Raw genomic sequence first — 19,490 nt, 5'->3', positions numbered from 1 at the left:
CGCGAAGCCGCCGACGGCCACCCCGCCGCCCGTCCCCGCCACCGACCCGGGAGGTCCCCCGTGCCCCGCCGCTCCGTCCTGACCGAGGGCGCCTACCTCGGAGCGGTCCGCGTCGACCCGGGACCGGCGACCGGGCACGTCTTCCGGACCTGGGGCTCCGGCGTGTGGACCGAGGCCGGGCCCTCCGCGAGGGCCGCCCGCGTCTAGGCCGTGCCCCGCCAATCCAGGGCCCGGCCCGGCTGGACGGCGTGCCCACCTGCGCCCCCTGACCCGGGCGGCGGCCCGCTCCTCCGGTGGGCCCGCTCCTTGCCGCTTCTATCGATTTTCGATAGATTCCTATTGAAGCTCGATCGAAGGAGGGATGATGGGCAGACTGACAGTGCTCGCGCTGCGCGCCGTGCTCGTGGTGCTGCTGATCGGCACGGCGGCCGTGCAGACGGTGCTGGTGCCGCTGCTGGCCATGGACCTGGAGGACGCCGACTCCGAGCTCGCGTCCCCGCACGCGGTGCTGGTGATCACGGTGCTGGGGGTCGCGACGGTGCAGGTCGTCCTGGTCTGCGTGTGGCGGCTGGTGACGATGGTGCGGCGCGGCACGGTGTTCTCCCACGCCGCCTTCCGGTACGTGGAGGCGGTGATCGGCGCGTTCGTGGCGGCCGCCCTCCTGATGTTCCTGCTCGGGGTGGCCCTGGCGCCCGGCGAGGCCGTCCCCCCGGGCATGGTGCTGCTGATCGGCGGGGTCGCCCTGGCGGTCCTGGGGGTGGCGCTGATCGTGCTCGTGCTGCGGATGCTGCTCGCCCAGGCCGTCGCCCGCGACGTCGAGGCGGCGCGGATGCGGGCCGAGCTGGCCGAGGTGATCTGATGCCCATCGTCGTGGACATCGACGTGATGCTGGCCAAGCGGAAGATGTCCGTGGGCGAGCTCGCGGAGCGCGTCGGGATCACGCCCGCCAACCTGGCGGTGCTCAAGAACGGCCGCGCCAAGGCGGTGCGCTTCACGACGCTGGCCGCGCTCTGCGAGGCGCTCGAGTGCCAGCCGGGAGACCTGCTGCGCTGGGAGGCCAGGGACGCCGCGGAGGCCAGGGGCCCCGCGGAGGTGTGACGGGGGCGGGGCCGCCGGCACCGCGAGCCGACCGTGCCGGCGGCCCCCGGCGCTCCGCCCCCCCGGCGGCGGGCGCGGTCGATAATCGTTGGGCCGCGTTCGGACTGCCGTGTTACGGTCGCTCTCATGTGGTACACAGGCACCGGGTCCCTGAAGCTGCGCACCGTCCGCTGACGGCGGCGCACCGGGTTCGACCTGCTTCTCCCTGCCCGCCGTTCCGGCCCTCCGCCGGGCGGCTCTCGCACGCTGCCCGGCTCCCTTCCGAGCCGCGGAGCACCCTGTGTCCCTTCCCCGTACGGGCTCATCCGGCCCGTCCCGAATCGAGCTTCCCGCCCAGTCCCACCAGAGCCTCGCCGAGCCGGCACCCGCCGACCGGCTCCCGGCGGGCGAGCGCGCCCAGTTGCGAGCGGACGGGATCACCGTCACGCGCGGCGCGCGGCGCATCCTCCACGACGTGTCCGTCACCGTCTCCAGCCGCTCCCGGCTGGCCGTCGTCGGGGAGAACGGCCGCGGCAAGACGACCCTGCTGCACGTCCTCGCCGGAGTCGTCGCCCCCGAGCGCGGCTCGGTGCACCGGGTGGGCACCTTCGGCCTCGCCCGGCAGGCCCTGCACTCCCGCTCCGGCGAGACCGTCGGGACGCTGACGGCCGAGGCGCTGCGCGCGGCGCACACGGCCCTGCGGGCCCTGGACGCGGCGTCCGCGGACCTCGCCCGGGGCGCCGAAGGGGCCGCCGACCGGTACGCCGCCGCGCTGGACGCCGCCACGCGCCTGGACGCCTGGGACGCCGAGCGGCGCGTCGACGTCGCCTTGGAGGCCCTGCACGCGTGCACCGACCGGGCACGCGAACTGCGCACCCTGTCGGTGGGACAGCGGCACCGGGTGCGCCTGGCCTGCCTGCTGGGGGCCTGGCACGACATCCTGCTGCTGGACGAGCCGAGCAACCACCTCGACGCGGACGGCCTGGCCTTCCTCACCGAACGCCTGCGCGGCCACGGCGGGGGAGTCGCCCTGGTCAGCCATGACCGCGCCCTGCTGCGCGACGTCGCCCGGGAGTTCCTCGACCTGGACCCCACCCAGGACGGACGCCCCCGCCTGTACGCCGGCGGGTACGACGCGTGGCGGGAGGGGCGCCGCCGCGACCGCGAGCGGTGGACCCAGGACCACGAGCGGCAGCGGGAGGAGCACCGCAGGCTGACCGCCGCGGTGGACCGGGCCCGCGACCGCCTCGGCACCGGGTGGCGGCCCCCGAAGGGCACGGGCAAGCACCAGCGCCAGTCCCGGGCGCCGGGCGTGGTGCAGGCGCTGAACCGGGAGCGGGAGGCGCTGGAGGCCCACCGCGTCACCGTCCCCGAGCCGCCGCTCTCGCTGCGCTGGCCCGAGCTGGCCACCCGCGGCGGGACGGCGCTGGTGCGCGCGCACGGCGTGGGCGTCGCCGGGCGGCTCGTGGGCCCGGTCACCCTCGCGGTGGACGGCGGGGACCGGCTGCTCGTCATCGGCGGCAACGGCGCCGGCAAGTCCACGCTGCTCTCCGTGCTCGCCGCCGCGCTCCCCCCGACCAGCGGCACGGTGCGCCACCTGCCGGGCGCCCGGGTGGCGTTCGTCGCCCAGGAGGTCCCGGCCTGGCCCGGCGAGCTGACCGCCCGGCAGGTGTACGACCGGCACTCCGGGCGGCTGCTCGTCCGCGGCGACGTCCACGAGCGCGACCTCGTGCCCCTGGCCGCGACCGGCCTGCTGGACCGCGAGGCGATGCGCACCCCGGTGGCCCGCATGTCCCTGGGGCAGCAGCGGCGCCTGGACCTGGCGCTGAAGCTGGCCGTCCGCCCCGACCTGATCATCTTCGACGAGCCGACCAACCACCTCTCGGCTGGGCTCGTCGAGGAGCTGACCGAGGCGCTGCTCGGCACCTCGGCCGCCGTCGTCGTCGCCACGCACGACCGCCGGCTGCTGGACGACCTCGCGGCCTGGCCCCGACTCCACCTCACGCCCGCCGGCCCGCCGCCCCGGGCCGGGTCGGCGGGCGGACCGGTTCACGGGTGACGCCGAGGCCGGGGGAGGCGGGGCGGCGGTGAGGCCGGGGTGCGCGGGCCGGGGCCCGGCCCGCGCTCAGCGGTGCGCCGCCACCGGCCGCGGCCGGTCCCGGTCGTCGGCGAGGAATTCCGCCACCAGGGCGCTCGCCTGCGGGCGGCACTCCTGGAAGTAGGCGTGGCGGGCGCCGGGGAACACGTGGCCGGCGGCCCGGGGGATGCGGGCGGTGAGCAGGGAGACGTTGTCGGCGGGGGTGAGCCGGTCGTCGCCGCCGTGCAGGACCAGGGTGGGCGCGGTGATCCGGGGAAGCACCTCCCAGGCGTCGTGGCGGTTGCTGGCGGCCAGGTGGCCCCGGCGGGCGTGCGGCGGCATCCCGGGGTCGCCCAGCGTGGTGTACGGACCGGGGTGCGCGGCGCGCCAGGCGGGGGTGTACATCAGGTCGATCAGGGTTTCCCGCGCCGCCTTCGGGTCGGGCTGGGCCAGGGCGCGCCGCACCGACGCGTCCCGCTCCACGGCCCGCGGCCCGCCGGGCGAGGTGCAGCCCAGCACCAGGCGCCGCACCCGCCCGGGGTGGCGGGCGGCGACCCACTGGGCGACACGGCCGCCCATGGAGGTGCCGTAGAGGTCGGCGCTGTCGATGCCCAGGGCGTCCAGGACCGCGATCACGTCGTCGGCGAACAGCTCCGTCGAGTAGGGCCCCTCGGGGGCGCCGCTGGCCCCGGTGCCGCGGTAGTCCATGGTGATGGTGCGGTGGGTGCCGTGGAAGTCCTCGCGCACCCCGTCCCACCAGTGGTGGTTGTTCGCCTGCCCGGACAGCAGCACCAGCGGCCGGCCGGCGCCCCGGCACTGGTAGGCCAGGACGGTGCCGTCCTGCGCGCGGGTGGAGCCGTGGAGCCGCTGGTCGTCGCCTGTCATGCCGGTCCTTCGTCCGTTCCTGTGCCACCCGCCCCGCGGGAGGCGTGTCCGTCCGCGGCCGGGATCCCGGCCGGGTGCGTCCCGGCGGGGGCGGGCGCCCCGGCGCACTGCGGCGCCACCGCCCACGGGCGCTCCCGCACCGGCGGCGGCGCGTGCGGCGACGGGGTGCCGCCCAGGTCGTACGGCGGCGTCAGGTCCGGGTCGCCGTCGTCCGGCCACCGCTGGAAGTGGCCGGAGCACCCGGTGACCGGGCGCGGCCCGACGCCGGGCCGGGCGCGGGCGGGCGCGGACACCAGCGGCTCGGCGAGCGGTTTCCGCGGTGCTCTCCAGCAGCCCCACGGTCACGTTTCCCCACTGCTCCACGTCCGCCGCACGGATCCATCCCGACTCGCTGTTTCACCCGGGCCGCCATGAGCGCCCATGATGCTACTGGCCCCGTCGTCTCCCGGCACCGGCCCCGCCCCCCCCGCCGCGCGGGAGCCCGCCGCCGCACCGCCCGGCCCCGGGGCCGGCCCACCGCCGGAGTGCTCCCGGGCGGTTCGTACGATGAGGCGATGAAGCGACGTTCAGCCGGGCGCTGGCTCCAGGTCGTCGGCATCGGACACGGAGCCATCGGTGCCGTGATCTACCGCGATGTGCTCGCGGACATCGCGCGCGGAAAGCTCGTCAACTCCGTGCCCGACCGGGGCGACCGCGCCGCCGCCTTCTGGTTCATGGCCGCCGCGCCCGCGCTGTGGATGGGCGGCCGGCTGCTGCGGTCCGCGGAGGAGCACGGCGACATCCCGGCCCAGCGCGCCGCGGGCGCCGTGCTCACCGCCGTCGGCGTCACGGGCACCGCGGCCATGCCGAAGGGCGGCTTCCCCGCCCTGGTCGGCATCGGCGGCCTCCTGCTGCGCAGGTCGCTGCGCGGCTGAGCCGTCCGGGATCCCGGAGTCCTCCCGCCGCACCGCCCAGCCCTCAGCCGTCCTCCAGCAGGCGCAGCCCCACCACCCCCGCGAGGACCAGGGCCACGCACAGCACCCGGGCCGGGGTGACGCGTTCGCCGAGGGCGACCGCCCCGGCCGCGAAGACCCCGGCGGCGCCGATGCCGACCCACACCGCGTAGGCGGTGCCGACCGGCAGGGTGCGGATCGCCAGGCTGAGCAGCAGGAAGCTGGTCAGCGCCCCGGCCAGGGCCAGGACGCTGGGCCACAGCCGGGTGAAGCCCTCGGCCTGCTTGAGGGCCAGCGCCCAGACGAGTTCGAGCAGCGCGGCCAGGACCAGGATGCTCCAGGCCGCTCCGGGGGCCGCCGTCCTCACGCGTTCGCGCCCGCGTCCACGGTGATCGCCGCGCCGGTGATGCCGCGACCGTCCGGTCCTGCCAGGTGGGCCACGGTGGCGGCGATGTCGTCGGGATCCAGGTAGCGGCCCAGGGCGGTCAGGGCGCGTTCGGCCTCGGCCTCGGGGGCGGCGGCGGGGTTCATGTCGGTGTTGGTCGAGCCGGGGTGGACGACGTTGGCGGTGATGCCGCGCGGGCCGAGTTCGCGGGCGAGCGCCCGGGTCAGGCCGGAGAGCGCGGACTTGGTCATGGTGTACAGGGCGGTGCTGGGGAAGTGGGCGCGCTCGGTCAGGTTGCTGCCGATGCTGATGACGCGCCCGCCCTCGGGCAGGTGGCGCAGGGCGGCCTGCACGGTGAGGAAGGCGGCGCGGACGTGCACGGCCAGCGCCCGGTCCAGTTCCTCTGCGGTGACGTCCTCCACGGGGCCCATGGGGGCGATGCCCGCGTTGTTGACGACGATGTCCAGTCGGCCGAACGCGGCGGCCGCCCGGTCCACGGCGGCGGTCACGGCCCGGGGGTCGGCGGCGTCGGCCCGGATGGCCAGCCCGCGCCGTCCCGCGGCCTCGATGTCCGCGACGACGCCGGCGGCCCGCGCCGCCCCGGCCGCGCTGACGTGGGTGAACGCCACGTCGGCGCCCTCGCGCGCCAGCCGCCGGGCGATGGCCGCGCCGATGCCCCTGCTGCCGCCCGTGACCAGGGCCGCCGTGCCCGTGAGCCGGCGTGGGAGCGTGTCTGCGGGCTGGGTCGTGGTGGGCTGGGTCATGGGGGGTGCCCTCATTTCTGTGCTGATCGACACAGAAATGGTCGTGCAGCCGGCGGAGCACGTCAAGGCATATATTTAATGAGCGACACAGAAAGGCGGTGGCGGATGGCGACAACGGCCCGGCCCGGCGGGCGGCCCCGGGGCCGGCCCCGGGGCTTCGACCGGGGAGCGGCCCTGGCCGCGGCGATGGAGGTCTTCTGGGAGCGCGGCTACGAGGGCGCCACGATGAGCGACCTCACCGCCGCCATGGGCATCAACTCACCCAGCCTGTACGCCGCCTTCGGCTCGAAGGAGGAGCTGTTCCGCGAGGCCGTCGCGCTGTACGACGCCACCGAGGGGGTGCCCATCGCCCGCGCCCTCGGCGAGGAGCCCACCGCGCGGGACGCCGTCGCCACGGTGCTGCGGGAGACCGCCCGCGCCTGCACCGAGCCGGGCAGGCCCACGGGGTGCATGATCGTCGTCGCCGCCCTGAACTGCTCGCCCGCCAACTCCGCGGCGGGCGAGTTCCTCTCGCGGTGGCGGCGCGAGGGCGACGAGGCTCTGGCCCGCCGTCTGGAGCAGGGCGTACGCGACGGCGACCTGCCGGCAGGCACCGACACGGCGGCGGTGGCCGCCTTCTACAGCGCCGTGCTGCACGGCATGTCCATCCGCGCCCGCGACGGCGCCGGCCGCGACGAACTGGCGCGCACGGCCGAGACCGCCCTGGCCGCCTGGGACACGCTGACCCGGCCCGCGGCAGCCCCGTAGCGCCCGCGCACCGGAGCCGCCGGGCCCGGCTCCGCCCCGCGGGGGGAGGAGCCGGGCCCGCTCACGGAACTCACCCGCCGCCGTCGCCCGGCGGGGTCACCGACCGGCTTGGAGGGCGCTCCAGGTGGCGCCACCCACGACGCCGTCCACGCCGAGGCCCCGGCTGGACTGGTAGTCGCGCACCGCCTGGCCGGTGCCGGAGCCGAAGACGCCGTCCACGGCGACGGTCCGGCCGAGCGCCGCCGTCAGCGCGCGTTGCAGCCGCTGCACCGCGGCCCCCGTGCTGCCCTGCTGGAGCAGCGGGGTGGTCCCGGCGGACAGCAGGGCCGTCCAGGTCCTGGCGCCCACCACGCCGTCCGCGGTCAGCCGGCGGTTGGTCTGGAACGCCTTGACCGCGCTCTCGGTGCGGGCGCCGAACACGCCGTCCACGGTGCCCGCGTCGAAGCCCTGCTGGTTCAGCAGGTACTGCACCGCGCGCACCTGGCCGCCGGTGGCGCCGCTGCGCTGCGTCTCGTACGAGGCGAAGTCGAGCTGCACCGGCGTTCCGCCGCTGCCGCCGCGCACCAGCTCCATGTAGCGGTTCCAGTCCCAGTGCGGCCCGGGGTCGGTGTGGTCGTTGTTCGGCACCTCGTTGTGGCCGACGATGTGCGCCCGGTCCTTGGGGATGCCGTAGTGGTCGCACAGGTACCGGGTCAGGTCGGCGGACGCCCGGTACATGGAGTCGGTGAACCAGGCCGGGTTGTCCACATAGCCCTCGTGCTCGATGCCGAGCGAGTACGGGTTGCCCGACCTGGCGTGCCAGGCGGTGTCGGCGTCGCGCACCATCTGGGTGACCTCGCCGTCGGAGGACCGCACCACGTAGTGGGCGCTCACGTTGGACGACGGGTTCTGGAACCAACTGATCGTCCCGGCGTAGGAGCCCTGGGTCACGTGCACCACCACGGTGGTGATGGCCGACGAGCGCCCGACCTGGTAGTTCCCGGAGTTGGCCGGCACCCACCGGGCCGGCGGGTAGTCGGGGGAGAGCGCGGAGGGCGCCGACCGGGCGTACCGGCCGCGTTCCGGACGCACCTCGCGCGGGGCCACGGCCACCCGTTCGCCGCCGGCCACCCGGGCACTGGCGCCGCGGGCCAGGATGTCGTAGACGGCGTCGGCGTACAGGCGCGCCGCGGACGACCGGTCCGCCCCGCCGTACTCGGCCACGACCGGGTACCACGCGCCGACGCGGTCCCGCTCCGCGGCGTCCAGGCCGAGCGCGTCGGCCCGGGCGCGGAGCACGGCGGCGCCGCCGCGGATGTTGGCCGGGGTGTCCCGGCGCAGCTCGGCCGGTGCGGCGCCGGTCAGCTCGGCCGCCTGCTCCAGGGTGCGCCGCTCCGGATTGCTCACCAGGTGCATGACCCCGTAGCCGCCCGCCTGGCTGGGCCGCCCCTGGTGGCCGTCCAGGCGGGTCTCGCCGTAGCCGACGGCGACCAGCAGGTCGCGCGGCACGTCGTACTCCTCGGCCGCCGCGGCGAAGGCGCGGTTCACCGCTCCCTCCGCCGCCGCGGGGGCGCCCCGGTCGCCGGTGGCGGCCCCGGCCTGTCCCGACGCCAGGAGCGCGGACGTGACCAGGCCGGCGAGGACGGACGACGCGGTCCGCCTCCACAGCCTCGTTCGCCGGACCATGCTTCCTCCGATCAGCCCTGCACGGGCGGTGCGTGGACGCGTCGCCCGGCTGCTCACCGGCCGACCTTGCCGTGTGCGCGGCGCCGGAGCGGGGGTGCCTGCCGGCGTGAGGACACACCCCTATCATCAGCGCCATGTTCACGTCAATGGCGGACTGCTCAATATTGCCCTCTGGATGATGCGCGTAGAACACGGCATCATGAGGGTGCTCCACAGCACTGACGCCCCACGGACATCGTGTCACCCACCGGTCTGCGCGGCGGACGCCGCGGCGGCGGTGGCGAGCAAAGAGCCCGGAGGGTGCGCCGTATTGTCATGGACCTGATCATTTAGCGTGGCGACCACTGCCATGAGCGCTTGTTGTCATGATCGCAACAAAGCAGATCGGGTCGGGCGGCGCGCACGCGGCCGGGCTCCGCGATCCCAGAAGGACACCCAGCGATCCCCGGCCCGCCCGGGCACACCCGGGCCGACCGGTGAAGGGAGCAACCCCATGGCCTGCGGATCCACCTATCTGTGGCGGGGGGAGACCACGTGGTTCTGCTGCGGCGCCGCGTGGGGCCCCTGCGGCACCGCCGGCGGGGGCGCCTGCGGCAACTGCCGCTCCGGCGCCAACCACGGCGCCTGGCCCAACGCCTCCGCGAACTGCTGGAGCATCACCCGGCCCGACCTGTGCGGTGAGGGCAACATCCCGCGGCGGGGCTGCGGCGCGGTGATGAACGTCAGACACCAGTGCACCGGGGCCACGGTGTGCATCACCATCACCGACTGCGGCCCGCGCACGCACAGTTGGTGCGGCGAGGCGGCCTGCTGCAACGGCGAGTGCCGCACCAACCGCATCCTCGACCTCACCCCGGCGGCCTTCTCCGCCATCGGCGACCTCGCCTCCGGCAAGCTCCCCGTGTGGATCTACGAGTGAGGAGGGACGACGACATGGACGGACACCGCTCCGGCGCCTCCGACGGCGCCCCCCGGGTCGGCCGCCGCACCCTGCTGTCCGCCGCCGCGCTCGGCGGGGCCACCATCGTGGGCGCCTCGGCGCTCGGCGCGCTCGACGCCGACGCCGCGTTCGCCGCGCCCACGCCCTCCCTGGACCCGGCCGTCACCACCACCTCGTTCGCCGAGGGCCGGGTCGCCGGCCGGAACGGCAGCATGCTCGAGGTGGCCGGCTCCCACGGCGAGGCCCACCGGATCCAGCTCACCAACGCCACCAGCGTCTGGAAGCTCCACCCCACCTCGGCCGACGCCATCGAGCCCGGCGACGGCCTGTACGCCCGCGGGGTGCCGATGCCGGACGGCAGCATCGCCGCGGACGCGGTGTGGGTGAACATCGTCAACCTGCACTGCACCATCCGCGGCATCGCCAGGGACCGGCTGCACCTGGCCCACGGCCACCACGCCGTCGTCGGCAGGGTCGTCCAGGGCACCACCACCGCCTCCTACCGCGGGGCGGCGCTCACCTCGGACCTGTCCCGGCTGCGGATCGGCCAGGCCGCCCAGGTGCTCGGGGCCTGGCGGCCGAGCGACGACTCCATCGACATCGCCCGGGTCAGCGTCGGCCACTGACCCCCGGCCACCACTGGGCACCATGAACGAGAGGGGAATCGGATGCTGTCGCTGTCCTCGCACCTGACACCGCTCGCCCTCGGCGCGCTGCTCGCCTGGACCGGCGCGGTCAAGCTGTTCGGCCGCTCCGCCGAGCGCCAGGTCGCCGGCACCGCGCTGGAGCGCGCCGCCGGCGACCTCGGCCGGGCGGCCCGGGCGCTGCGGGCGCTCGGCGCGGTGGAACTCGCGGTCGCCGCCGCCCTGCTGGCGGTGCCGCCGGGCGGCGGCCCGGGCGTGGTGCCGGGGACGGCGGCGGCCCTGCTCGGCGCCGGCTTCCTCGGCTACCTGGGATACGCCCGGGCCACCGTGCCCGGGTCGTCCTGCGGCTGCTCGGCCCGCGACGACGCCCCCGTCGGCCCGCGGGCGTTCGCCAGGGCCGGCCTGGTCCCGCTCGGCGGCCTGGCCGCACTGGCGTCGGACACACCCTGGTGGCGGGCGCTGCCGGAGAGGCCGGGAGCGTCGCTCGGCTTCCTCGCGGCCTGCCTGCTGGTCGCGGCGGCGCTCTTCGCCGACGTGCGGCGGCGCGTCCTGCCGCCGCTGGGCCGGCTGCGGATACGGCTGTTCGGCCACCCGCTCGGCGACGGCCCCGCCGCCCGGGCGGGGGCGCCGGTCGAGGCCACGGTGGAGCTCCTGGAACGCTCGCTGGCCTGGGAGGCGGCCGCGCCGGTCGTCCGCTCGGGACTGCTCGACCACTGGGACGAGGACGGCTGGCGGTTCCTCCAGTACTCGGGGCTGCACCGGGGGCCGGACGGGCAGCGGCACGTCCTGGTGGTGTTCGCCGTGGACGCCCGGGCCGACCTGGACAACACGCCCCGGCCCGCGGTGCGCGTCGTCGTCCTGGACGAGGAGGGGGAGCACCCGCTGCCGGACGTGCTCGCCGACGTCTCCGCCCGGCCCTCGTTGCCGATCGTCACCTGAGCCCGGCCCCGGCCGCGGGCACCGGACGACGCCCGCGGCCGGGACCGCTCACCTCGGCACTCGCCGGACGCGGACCCGGCCTTCACCCGAAGGCCGGGTCCGCGGTGACCGCTACCCGGCGTAGGCCTCGAACTCGGCGACCTTCGGGGTGCCGGTCGAGCCGGTGATCTCGAAGGTGACCTTGCTCAGCGTGGTCCGGGGGATCGTGATCACGCCCGCCCCGCTGCCGGTGGTCAGCACGGCGCCGGTGTCGGCGTTGACGACCCGCCAGGAGCCGATGCTCCCCGCGGAGCCCGACGCCTCACGGACGTTGAGCCTGGACACCGTGGTGGGGGAGCCCCACTTCACCGAGACGGAACCGGTCGGGCCGGCCGGCGACCAGTGGGTGCCCATGTCACCGTCCCGCACATTGCCGAAGCTGGTCCCGCTCGCCTTGCTCGAGCCGTCGGCGCCCGCCCCGAGGCTGAGGTTGGTCCCGCCGGGCTGGGTCGGTCCCGGCGTCGGGTCGGTCGGCTGCGGGGTCGGCGACGGCGACTGCGGCGTGCAGGCGCCGTCGGACTCCTGGAGGCCCTTGTTGGCGCCCGCCGTCCTGCTCACCACGCTCGGCACGCAATCGGCCGGGTCGAGACTGTGGGAGTAGGGGATGCCGACCGTGGTGTTGGACCGCGGGTCCGGTCCCGCGGGCCTGTTCTCGCTGCCCGGGGCCGACCAGGTGACGTTGTCGAAGATGTTGCCGCTGACCTGCCAGTAGCCGGCCGCGTCGGTGTAGAAGGTGCCCAGGACGTCCTTGGAGTTCTTGAAGTAGTTGTTGTCCACCTTGGCGCGGGCGCCGGCCCGGGAGTTGATGCCGGACTCCCTGAGGCCCACGTAGTGGTTGTTGTAGATGTGCGCGACGCCGCCGCGCAGCAGCGGCGCGCGGGAGTCGATGTTCTCGTACAGGTTGTGGTGGTAGGTGATGAAGCCGTTCGAGAGGTCGCTCTCGCTGGATCCGACCAGGCCACCGCGGCCGGAGTTGCGCAGGATGCTGTAGGACAGGGTCACGTACTGGGTGTTGTCCTTCATGTCGAAGAGGCCGTCGAACCCCTCCGACTCCCCGCCCGAGGCCTCCAGGGTCACATGGTCCACCCAGACGTTGCGGACATTGCTCTCCATGCCGATGGCGTCACCGCCGTTGGACGTGGGCGAGCCCGACTTCTTGACGTTCCGGACGGTCACATTGCGGATCACGATGTTGCGGGAGTCGCGGATGTGGATGCCCAACTGGTCGAAGACGGCTCCCTGGCCGACCCCGATGATGGTGACGTTGCTGATCTGCTTGAGCTCGATCACCCCGGCGGCCGTGTTGCAACTGCTGCCCGACACCTTGGCGGTGTTGCCGTGGTTGATGGTCCCCTCGACCTCGATGGTGATCGGGGTGCTGCTGCTGGCCCGGCCGCACAGGGCCGCGTGGATCGCGGTCCCCGTGGTGGCCCGCACCGTCTGCCCGCCCGCGCCGCCGGTGGTCCCGCCGTTCTGGGTCGCGTAGCCGCCGGCGCCGGTGGTGGCCGCCGACGACTCGGGTATCGACAGAACCACACCGGTCGCGGCCGCGAGGGCCATCGTGGCCAGCGCCGCATGGAATCGCAGTGAGGCCGGTCGTCTCATCGCCGCCTCCCCTTTCGTCCTCGAATGCTGGGTGGTGCCGCTGCGTACCTGGTCGTACCGGCGCGCCGTCGGGGCTCGCCGACCTGTCACCGGGCAGGCCGGAGCCCGGCCCGGATGGGGGGTGCTGTGCTCCCGGTGCGGATCGGGACGGCGGTTTCCGCCGCGGCCCGGACCGGCGCGGCCGTCGGCGCCGGTCCGGACGCGGGTGTGCGAGTGCCGCCCGTGGCGGCGGCGCCGCCTACACGGGGGCAGCCGGAACCGGCGGTGTGACCGGGCGGCTGTCGCGGGAGCCGTCGCCGTCGGGACCGCGATGGACGGCGCGGCACGCCTTCGTCATGGCCGTACACCTTTCGTCCCGTGGCGCGGCGGCATCCCTGGTCGGGCGCGCCGGTTCGGTATCGGCGCATGCGAGGACGCGGCGCACGCCGCGGTGGTCGCCTCCACCGGAACGGTTCCCTCGGCGCCGCACTTGCTTTGGAAAGCGCTTTCTATCGGGAGGATAGGACGGCATCCGTCACACCGGCAAGGCTCTGTGCGCCTCGACATCGCGCACCGCGCCGCCCGCCGGGCGGGCGGTCACCCGGGCTGCCCGTCCAGGCGCATCAGCAGATGGCCCCGGCGGAACCGCTCCCCCTCGAGCGGCTCGCGCAGCATCCGGCCGACCTCGACGAAGCCGACCTCGCGGGCCAGCCCCGCGAGGTCGTCGATCGGCCACCGGTAGGCGGTCGTCACCCTGTGGTCGAACGCGGTGACCGGCTCACCCTCCGACTCGAAGAAGCCGAGCAGCAGGTGCCCGCCGGGCGCGAGCACCCGCCGGAATTCGGCGAAGTAAGGGGGAAGGTCCTTCGGCGGCGTGTGGATGACGGAGTACCAGGACACGACGCCGCCCAGCCCGCCGTCGGGCAGGTCCAGGGCGTCCATGGAGCCGACCTCGAACCTCAGGTCCGGGTGCGCCTCGCGAGCGAGATCGATCATCACCGGCGACAGGTCGACGCCGAACACGTCCAGCCCCAGGGCTCGCAGGTGCGCGGTCACCTCTCCGGTGCCGCACCCCAGCTCGGCGACGAGGCCGGGTTCGGTGGCCCGCGCGAGTTCGGCGAACGCCGCGAGTACCGCGCGGTCCAGCGGAAGGGTGTCGAGATAGTCGCGGGCGAAATCGGCGTACACGGCGGCGATGGCGTCGTAGGCGTCCGCTGTCGTACGCAGGTACGAGGATAGTTCGGTCACAAGCGAGGACCCTAGAGGCTCGCCGGTCCCGCCGCCGAACCCCTCCTCCGGACAGGCACCTCCGGCCGGCAGCCGGCCGCCGTCCGGGCCGGGTGGGACGGTGCACGGCACGGGACCCCGGGAGGCGTGGCCGTACCCGGGGTCCCGTGCGGTCGGTGCCGCGGGGATCAGTAGTAGTTGTTGCCGTCCCAGCTCGAGGTGGCGCAGGACAGCGCCGTGTCGCCCTCGAAGGTGCACACCTGGATGCGCAGGGCCCAGATCCCGCTCGTGTCGGTGAGCGAGGTGCTCCAGATGCCCTCGGTGTTGTAGCCCGTGGTGACCGAGCGCCAGGTGTAGCTGGTCACGTTGCGGGTCGGGTCCAGGGACTGCACCCGGATCCGGACGTGGTGCCCGTCGGCGGCGGTGTCGCGCAGGCGGAGGTGGATGCTGTAGGCGTGGGTCTTGCTGGCGTAGCTGAAGTCGCCCCAGCCGGCCGAGCCGGTCGTGCTGTCGTACACGTCGCCGGCGGAGGCGGTGCCGGTGGAGAGCACGAGCGCCGCGGCGGCGGCCGCACCCATGGTGAGAACACGGCGGAGTTTCAAGGATCTCCCTGTTTCGGGTCGTACTGTGTGCCGGAGGATTTAATCATGGACATGCCCGCCGGGCCATTGTGACCAGGCGCGCGGCACGCCGGGTCACTCGGAACCACCCCGACGGGTGGCGAGGGGGCGGTCGGCCTCGGCGGCGGAGTGGCCGTCGCCGGCAAGGGTCGGCGGTCCGGTCGGGTGCCGGGTGCGGCTCGGCGTCGACCAGGGCGGCCGGGGCCCTTCCGGTCGTCGGTCCCGGGGGCGCCGAGGGCCTTGGAGGCGGTCGTCGACGCGCATGTGCGGTGCCGTCAAGAGGATCGCCGACCCGGTCGTCGCCACCCGACGGCGGACGCCCTCCCCACGTCTGGATATCCGCAACCGGAACCACTCGTCCAGACGTAAGAAGTCGAACGGGAATTAACCGCTCGCCGAATTCCCCGCCCTGTCCGGTGCGTGGCTGCCAGTTTCACCGCTCCCGTGTCAGGACGCAGTTGCCGCCGCGGAGGGAGTGCGCGGCAAACGCATTCGAGCGAAACTTCGCGCCTGCAAGCCCTTCTCTCACGCTGGGGCACGCGGGTACCACTGCCCACTTCACGTGTCCTCCTGCCCGCCCTGCTTTCGAACCGCCCGAGCCCCTACTTTCAGCGGGACACTCTCGAGCGAGGGGACATCGGGAACCGAACGCACCGGATGCCCTGGAAAAGTCAGCACACAGGTAGTACACCATTCATCATTCCGAGAGGAACGTCATGCGACGAATACGCGCCATCCCCGTCGTTGCCGGGGCGGTCGTCCTGGCCGCCGCCACCACCGTTCTGCTCCCGGCCTCCGCCCACGCGGCCGTGGCCTGCAACGAGGCCGCGCTCATCGCCGCCATCGACGCCGCCAACGCCTCCGGCGGCGGCAACGTCGTCCTGGCGGCGGGCTGCACGTACACCATCACCGCGCCCCACAGCAGCGACGGCAACGGCCCCAACGCCCTTCCGGTCATCACCACCGCCATCACCCTGACCGGCAACAACAACATCATCACCCGCTCGGTGGGCGCACCCGCGTTCCGCATCGTCAAGGTCGCCGGCAGCGGCAACCTCACCATCAAGGGCAACGTCACCCTCAGCAACGGCGTGGCGGCCACGGACGGTGGCGGCATCCTCAACTTCGGAGCCGTGACCCTCACCTCCAGCGCCATCACCGGAAACACCGCCCTGGGCAAAGGCGGTGGCCTCGCCAACAGGGACATCGCCGCCCCCGCGAAGGGAGCGACCGCGACCCTCACGGACAGCACCGTCTCGGGCAACACCGCCATCGGCCGGGGCGGCGGCATCTACAACGGTCTGCGCGGCACGCTGACGACCACCAGCAGCTTCATCAGCGGAACCAACACCGCCTCCCAGGGTGGCGGCATCGCCGCCATCGACTCCACCGCGACCACCCTGACCAGCACACCCGTCAGCGCCAACACGGCTCTCCTGACGGCAGGCGGCATCTACCGCCGGAACGGCACGATGACGCTCACCACGTCCCCCGTCGGCGGCAACACTCCGAACAACTGCACCGGCAGTTCCCCCGCCGTCCCGGGCTGCGTCGGCTGACGTTCCGTGCCTCCGGGCCGGCCGCTCCCGCGGGCATCCGGCCCGCCGCCCCGCGAGGTCCTGATGGCAGTCCGGCTGTTCGCGCTGCCATCAGGACAAGGCATCAGGTCCCGCGCCGCACGGCGCGTCGTCGCCCACGGTCCCGGCCGCGGTGGAACTCGCACACGGCTGTTCGCGTGAATTGCGGATGGGGCCGCGGATGCGGAGCGAAAAGGCATTCCAGTGGGTAATATCACCTCGATCGGCATTCCGGCACACAAATGAAGGAGTGGTCATGGGTCTGCCCGTCGTCGGCGGTATGATCGACAGCGTGATCGGCATCGTCCTCGGCGCGGTGAACGGGATCGCGCCTCAGGCCGGGGCCCTGGCGCGCGGCCTGGGTCTGCCGGTGTGAGTGGTCCAGTACCGCGGACGTCCCCCGGCCTCGGCACCGCAGGACGAGGATTTCCGATCGCGGGATTTCCGGACGCGGGATTTCCGGACGCGGGGAGGGTGTCCACCATCGGGTCGTGACGACCGAGTCGGACACCCTCTTCGCGGCCCTGCGCGTGCACACCGATGACTGCTTGAAGACCCCGCGACGGCGTGGGCGTTCGCCCGGACCTCAGCCGTTGCGCACGATCCGCCACCGGTTGTCGGCGGTGCCGTTGTCCGACTCCTGGACCGCGAACGCGCCGACGGCCGTGGAGTTGCCCTGGATGCCGAGCAGCTTGCCGCTGTGCACGTTGCGTATCTTGTACGTCCCGTCCCCCTGGTCGAGCAGCGTCCACCTGTGGTCGGCGGTGCCGTTGTCCGCCCATTGCAGGACGCTCGCGTTGTCCGCCGTGGACATGTCCTGGACCCCGAGCACCTTGCCGCTGTGCGCGTTGCGGAACCGGACCGCGTCACCGTCGGTGATCATCTCCCAGTTGTGGTCCGCGGTCCCCGAGTCGTGCCATTGCAGGGCACGGCCGCCGTCGGCCGTGGACATGTCCTGGATGCCCAGCACCAGCCCGCTGGCCGCGTTGGCGAGGCGGACGGTGGAGGCGCTCTGGCCGCCGACGTTCCAGTACACGGTGTAGTTGTGGCCGTGCGCGTCGTGGAACGGGCCCAGGTTGATGGTGGAGCCGTTCGCGGTCGCGGTGAAGGCGAGCGAACTGGCGCTGGTCCGCCTGATCGACGACGTGTCCAGCGACGGGAGGGCGCTGAGCGAGGTGTTGCCGTAGTTGCCGGCCAGCACCACCGGTCCGTAGGTGACCGCGGCGACGTTCGCGTTGTCGTTGGCCGCCCGGACGACCACCCGCATGGGCAGGTGGACGGTGACCGTGTCGCCCGAGGTCCAGGAGCGGGTCAGGGTGGCGTAGCTGCCGGGCGTGGCCGTGATGTTCTGCACCACGCCGTTGACGCTGACGGTGGCCCCCGTGGTCCAGCTCGGGATGCGGACGCGCATCGACCACGTCCCTTGGACGTTGCCGGTCACCTGGAGGGTCGTGGTGTCGCCGACGGGGTACGTCGTGGTCTGGGTGACCGTGATCCCGCGCTGCGACCAGTTGAGCACCGAGGGCAGGAACATGTTCACGATCAGCGTGGTGTCGCTGCGGAAGTAGATGGAGTCCATCAGCCTGGTGTGCATCTCCAGGCCCGTGCCCTGGCAGCACCAGAAGCTGTTGTAGTCGGTGCTCCAGGTGCCACCGCCCCACGCCGGGCCCACACCGCGCCGCCCGCCGGGGTTGAGCGGGGTGAAGTAGGTGACGTGGCCGTGGCTGTCGGCCGGGTTCTGCTGGCCGATCATGTGGTTCAGCCACGCCCGCTCGTAGTAGTCGAACAGGGCGGCCCGGTTCGGGTCCAGCGCGAACAGCTCCCGGGTGAGGACGAGCATGTTGAACGTGTTGCAGCTCTCGCAGGTGTCCTTGTTGAGGTAGCCGGCGATGGCGTTCGGGGCGCGGAAGTGCTCCGCCTGGCTGTTGCCGCCGATGACGTAGGTGTGCGCGTTGACGCAGAAGTTCCAGGCGTTGGTGGCGATGTCCCGGTAGCGGGTGGTGCCGGTGGCCTTGTACTCCCGGGCGGCCCCGATCCACTTGGGCACCTGGGTGTTGGCGTGCAGCCCGTTGAGCCGGTCCTGGCCGGCTGCCAGCGGGTCGAACACCGCGGCGTGGTCGAACCGCCGGGCGGCGGTGAGCCACCGCGAGTCGCCGGTCTGCTGGTAGAGGTCGGTCAGCACGGCGTTCATGCCGCCGAACTCGGTCGCCAGCATCGCCTGCATCTGCTGGGCGCTCAGCCGGCCGGTGCGCCAGTCGACCCAGCCCGCCAGGGCCAGCAGCACGTCGCGAGCCTGGGTGCTGCCCATGAGGCGCCACACGTCCAGCAGGCCGGCCAGGGTCTTGTGGATGGCGTAGTACGGCACATTGCCGTTGGACAGGGTGCGTTGCTCGAGCGCGGTGAATTCCGACTCGGGAAATCCCGACAGGTATCCGCTGCTGAACCCGGCGGCGCCGTTGTTGGCCTGGCACTTGGCCAGCTCCGCCACCATGTGGTTGGCCTTGTCCCGGCATGTGGTGTCCCCGGTCAGGGCATACATCTGCGCCCATGCGGTGAGGAAGTGGCCCTGCACATGGGTGCGGAACGGGAATGTCGGCGCGTCCCAGCCGCCGTTGGCGGCGGCGCCGTTGGTCGAGAGCCGGTGATTGGCCCGGAAATTGTAGAGCAGCCGGTTGACGTCGACGAATTGCAGATAGTTCCGCGTACGGTTCTGGTTGTCCAGCCACCGGCTGGCGGTCAACCGGACCTGGCCGATGTCGAACGGGTACGCGGACACCCCGATGTCGGCCCGCACCGGAGGGACTGCCGCGCGGGCGGTGGAGCTTCCGAGGACGGGTCCGGCGGCCGAGGCCATGGCTGCGACCCCGGCGGCCTGCAACAGCCGGCGCCGACTGAAGGAGGAGGACATCTTGTACCCTTTCGACGGTGGGGGAAGCGCTTACGTCCAGGTGGGGACCTGTGGCGGGCAGGTGTGCGCGCGGCCGGGCGGCCGTGCCGCCGCCGGTCCGGCGGCCGATCCGCCGGTGGCTGTCCGCCGGCGGTGATCAGGCGCCGGCGATCGGGCGCCGGCGATCGGGCCGCGGTGATCGAACGCCGGTGATCAGGCGTCGGCGGGCCCGGTGGCATCGCGGGTGGGAATGCCGGACGACCGCTGTCGCTACCGTGACCGCCGCCCGCGGGCCGGAGCGGGCACGGAATGCGGCGACGTCAATCGCGCCCGGCGGGACGGAAAACCCGCGCCGGGCGAGGATCGTGCTTGTGGAGCGCGCATGACGTCTCCAAGCGTTGATGCCAATTGGCCGGCTCGATCGGTCGGCAGGGGAATGCGACTTCCCCGTGCCGCGTCGGGCCGAAGTTCCGTGCCGCGGCGAAAGGCCGCGCCGGACGT

19 protein-coding genes and 1 pseudogene are annotated in these 19,490 nt (G+C 73.8%); 11 read left to right on the top strand and 9 right to left on the bottom strand.

Translation table 11 applies throughout. The annotated features are described in order from the left end of the window. Positions 1-60: 60 nt before the first annotated feature. The 4 genes from ACYVO2_RS22595 (at position 61) to ACYVO2_RS22580 (ending at position 3,136) form a co-directional block, all read left to right on the top strand. A complete protein-coding gene (locus tag ACYVO2_RS22595) occupies positions 61-207 on the top strand; it encodes a hypothetical protein (RefSeq protein ID WP_461009755.1) in 147 nt (48 codons plus the stop codon). Positions 208-364: 157 nt separating this feature from the next. Next, positions 365-859, top strand: coding sequence for a DUF2975 domain-containing protein (locus ACYVO2_RS22590; RefSeq protein ID WP_461009754.1), 495 nt, complete (start codon positions 365-367; stop codon positions 857-859). Then, positions 859-1,098 carry a helix-turn-helix domain-containing protein gene (locus ACYVO2_RS22585; RefSeq protein ID WP_461009753.1) on the top strand — a complete coding sequence of 80 codons (240 nt, stop codon included), beginning with the start codon at positions 859-861 and terminating at the stop codon, positions 1,096-1,098. The genes ACYVO2_RS22590 and ACYVO2_RS22585 overlap by 1 nt, the downstream gene beginning before the upstream one ends. Before the next feature lie 280 nt (positions 1,099-1,378). Beyond that, positions 1,379-3,136: an ATP-binding cassette domain-containing protein gene (locus ACYVO2_RS22580; RefSeq protein WP_461009752.1), complete on the top strand. Its 1,758-nt coding sequence runs from the start codon at positions 1,379-1,381 to the stop codon at positions 3,134-3,136. A gap of 66 nt (positions 3,137-3,202) precedes the next feature. Here the strand turns inward: ACYVO2_RS22580 and ACYVO2_RS22575 are convergent, their stop codons facing one another. Both ACYVO2_RS22575 and ACYVO2_RS22570 read right to left on the bottom strand, forming a co-directional pair. Then, positions 3,203-4,039 (bottom strand): alpha/beta fold hydrolase, encoded by an 837-nt coding sequence (locus ACYVO2_RS22575; protein ID WP_461009751.1) that lies wholly within the window; start codon positions 4,037-4,039, stop codon positions 3,203-3,205. Continuing rightward, entirely contained in the window at positions 4,036-4,332 is a 297-nt protein-coding gene (locus tag ACYVO2_RS22570; protein ID WP_461009750.1) for a hypothetical protein, read from the bottom strand. Before ACYVO2_RS22570 ends, ACYVO2_RS22575 begins: the two co-directional genes overlap by 4 nt. Positions 4,333-4,593: 261 nt before the next feature. Between ACYVO2_RS22570 and ACYVO2_RS22565 the strand changes: the two genes are divergently transcribed. Beyond that, positions 4,594-4,953, top strand: a complete 360-nt coding sequence (locus tag ACYVO2_RS22565; RefSeq protein WP_461009749.1) for a DUF6463 family protein — start codon at positions 4,594-4,596, stop codon at positions 4,951-4,953. A gap of 43 nt (positions 4,954-4,996) precedes the next feature. On the opposite strand, the gene ACYVO2_RS22560 is transcribed toward ACYVO2_RS22565, so the two are convergent. Together ACYVO2_RS22560 and ACYVO2_RS22555 are read right to left on the bottom strand one after the other, a co-directional pair. Then, a complete protein-coding gene (locus ACYVO2_RS22560) occupies positions 4,997-5,338 on the bottom strand; it encodes a DMT family transporter (RefSeq protein WP_461009748.1) in 342 nt (113 codons plus the stop codon). Next, positions 5,335-6,120 carry an SDR family NAD(P)-dependent oxidoreductase gene (locus tag ACYVO2_RS22555; protein ID WP_461009747.1) on the bottom strand — a complete coding sequence of 262 codons (786 nt, stop codon included), beginning with the start codon at positions 6,118-6,120 and terminating at the stop codon, positions 5,335-5,337. Before ACYVO2_RS22555 ends, ACYVO2_RS22560 begins: the two co-directional genes overlap by 4 nt. Positions 6,121-6,198: 78 nt before the next feature. On the opposite strand from ACYVO2_RS22555, the gene ACYVO2_RS22550 reads away from it, so the two are divergent. Beyond that, complete coding sequence (locus ACYVO2_RS22550) at positions 6,199-6,867, top strand: TetR/AcrR family transcriptional regulator (protein ID WP_461009746.1); 669 nt, start codon at positions 6,199-6,201, stop codon at positions 6,865-6,867. Positions 6,868-6,963: 96 nt separating this feature from the next. Here ACYVO2_RS22550 and ACYVO2_RS22545 read toward each other — a convergent pair whose 3' ends face one another. Further along, a complete protein-coding gene (locus ACYVO2_RS22545; protein WP_461009745.1) occupies positions 6,964-8,532 on the bottom strand; it encodes an N-acetylmuramoyl-L-alanine amidase in 1,569 nt (522 codons plus the stop codon). 493 nt (positions 8,533-9,025) lie between these two features. On the opposite strand from ACYVO2_RS22545, the gene ACYVO2_RS22540 reads away from it, so the two are divergent. From ACYVO2_RS22540 to ACYVO2_RS22530, 3 genes are read left to right on the top strand one after another with little or no spacing between them, the layout of a single operon-like run. Next, a complete protein-coding gene (locus ACYVO2_RS22540) occupies positions 9,026-9,451 on the top strand; it encodes an RlpA-like double-psi beta-barrel domain-containing protein (RefSeq protein WP_461009744.1) in 426 nt (141 codons plus the stop codon). A 14-nt stretch (positions 9,452-9,465) separates the two neighbouring features. Next, positions 9,466-10,098, top strand: coding sequence for a cell wall protein (locus tag ACYVO2_RS22535; RefSeq protein ID WP_461009743.1), 633 nt, complete (start codon positions 9,466-9,468; stop codon positions 10,096-10,098). 42 nt (positions 10,099-10,140) lie between these two features. Continuing rightward, entirely contained in the window at positions 10,141-11,055 is a 915-nt protein-coding gene (locus ACYVO2_RS22530) for a MauE/DoxX family redox-associated membrane protein (protein WP_461009742.1), read from the top strand. Between the two features lie 111 nt (positions 11,056-11,166). On the opposite strand, the gene ACYVO2_RS22525 is transcribed toward ACYVO2_RS22530, so the two are convergent. The 3 genes from ACYVO2_RS22525 to ACYVO2_RS22515 form a co-directional block, all read right to left on the bottom strand. Further along, the gene (locus tag ACYVO2_RS22525; protein ID WP_461009741.1) at positions 11,167-12,699 is read right to left on the bottom strand and encodes a pectate lyase family protein; all 1,533 of its coding nucleotides are present in this window, start codon (positions 12,697-12,699) and stop codon (positions 11,167-11,169) included. Positions 12,700-13,275: 576 nt separating this feature from the next. Then, positions 13,276-13,926, bottom strand: a complete 651-nt coding sequence (locus ACYVO2_RS22520) for a class I SAM-dependent methyltransferase (RefSeq protein WP_461009740.1) — start codon at positions 13,924-13,926, stop codon at positions 13,276-13,278. 167 nt (positions 13,927-14,093) lie between these two features. Continuing rightward, a complete protein-coding gene (locus ACYVO2_RS22515; protein ID WP_461009739.1) occupies positions 14,094-14,507 on the bottom strand; it encodes a hypothetical protein in 414 nt (137 codons plus the stop codon). Positions 14,508-15,241: 734 nt separating this feature from the next. Between ACYVO2_RS22515 and ACYVO2_RS22510 the strand changes: the two genes are divergently transcribed. Together ACYVO2_RS22510 and ACYVO2_RS22505 are read left to right on the top strand one after the other, a co-directional pair. Continuing rightward, entirely contained in the window at positions 15,242-16,084 is an 843-nt protein-coding gene (locus ACYVO2_RS22510; RefSeq protein WP_461009738.1) for a right-handed parallel beta-helix repeat-containing protein, read from the top strand. 509 nt (positions 16,085-16,593) lie between these two features. Further along, positions 16,594-16,683, top strand: a pseudogene (locus tag ACYVO2_RS22505) (IS982 family transposase); the annotation flags it as partial. A 5-nt stretch (positions 16,684-16,688) separates the two neighbouring features. Here the strand turns inward: ACYVO2_RS22505 and ACYVO2_RS22500 are convergent. After that, positions 16,689-19,010 carry a beta-L-arabinofuranosidase domain-containing protein gene (locus ACYVO2_RS22500; RefSeq protein ID WP_461009737.1) on the bottom strand — a complete coding sequence of 774 codons (2,322 nt, stop codon included), beginning with the start codon at positions 19,008-19,010 and terminating at the stop codon, positions 16,689-16,691. Between the last annotated feature and the right edge of the window lie 480 nt (positions 19,011-19,490).

The sequence above is a fragment of the Streptomyces capparidis genome (assembly GCF_054782095.1).
Note: the sequence above shows the minus strand (reverse complement) of the source record. Positions and strands in the feature narration are given on the sequence as shown.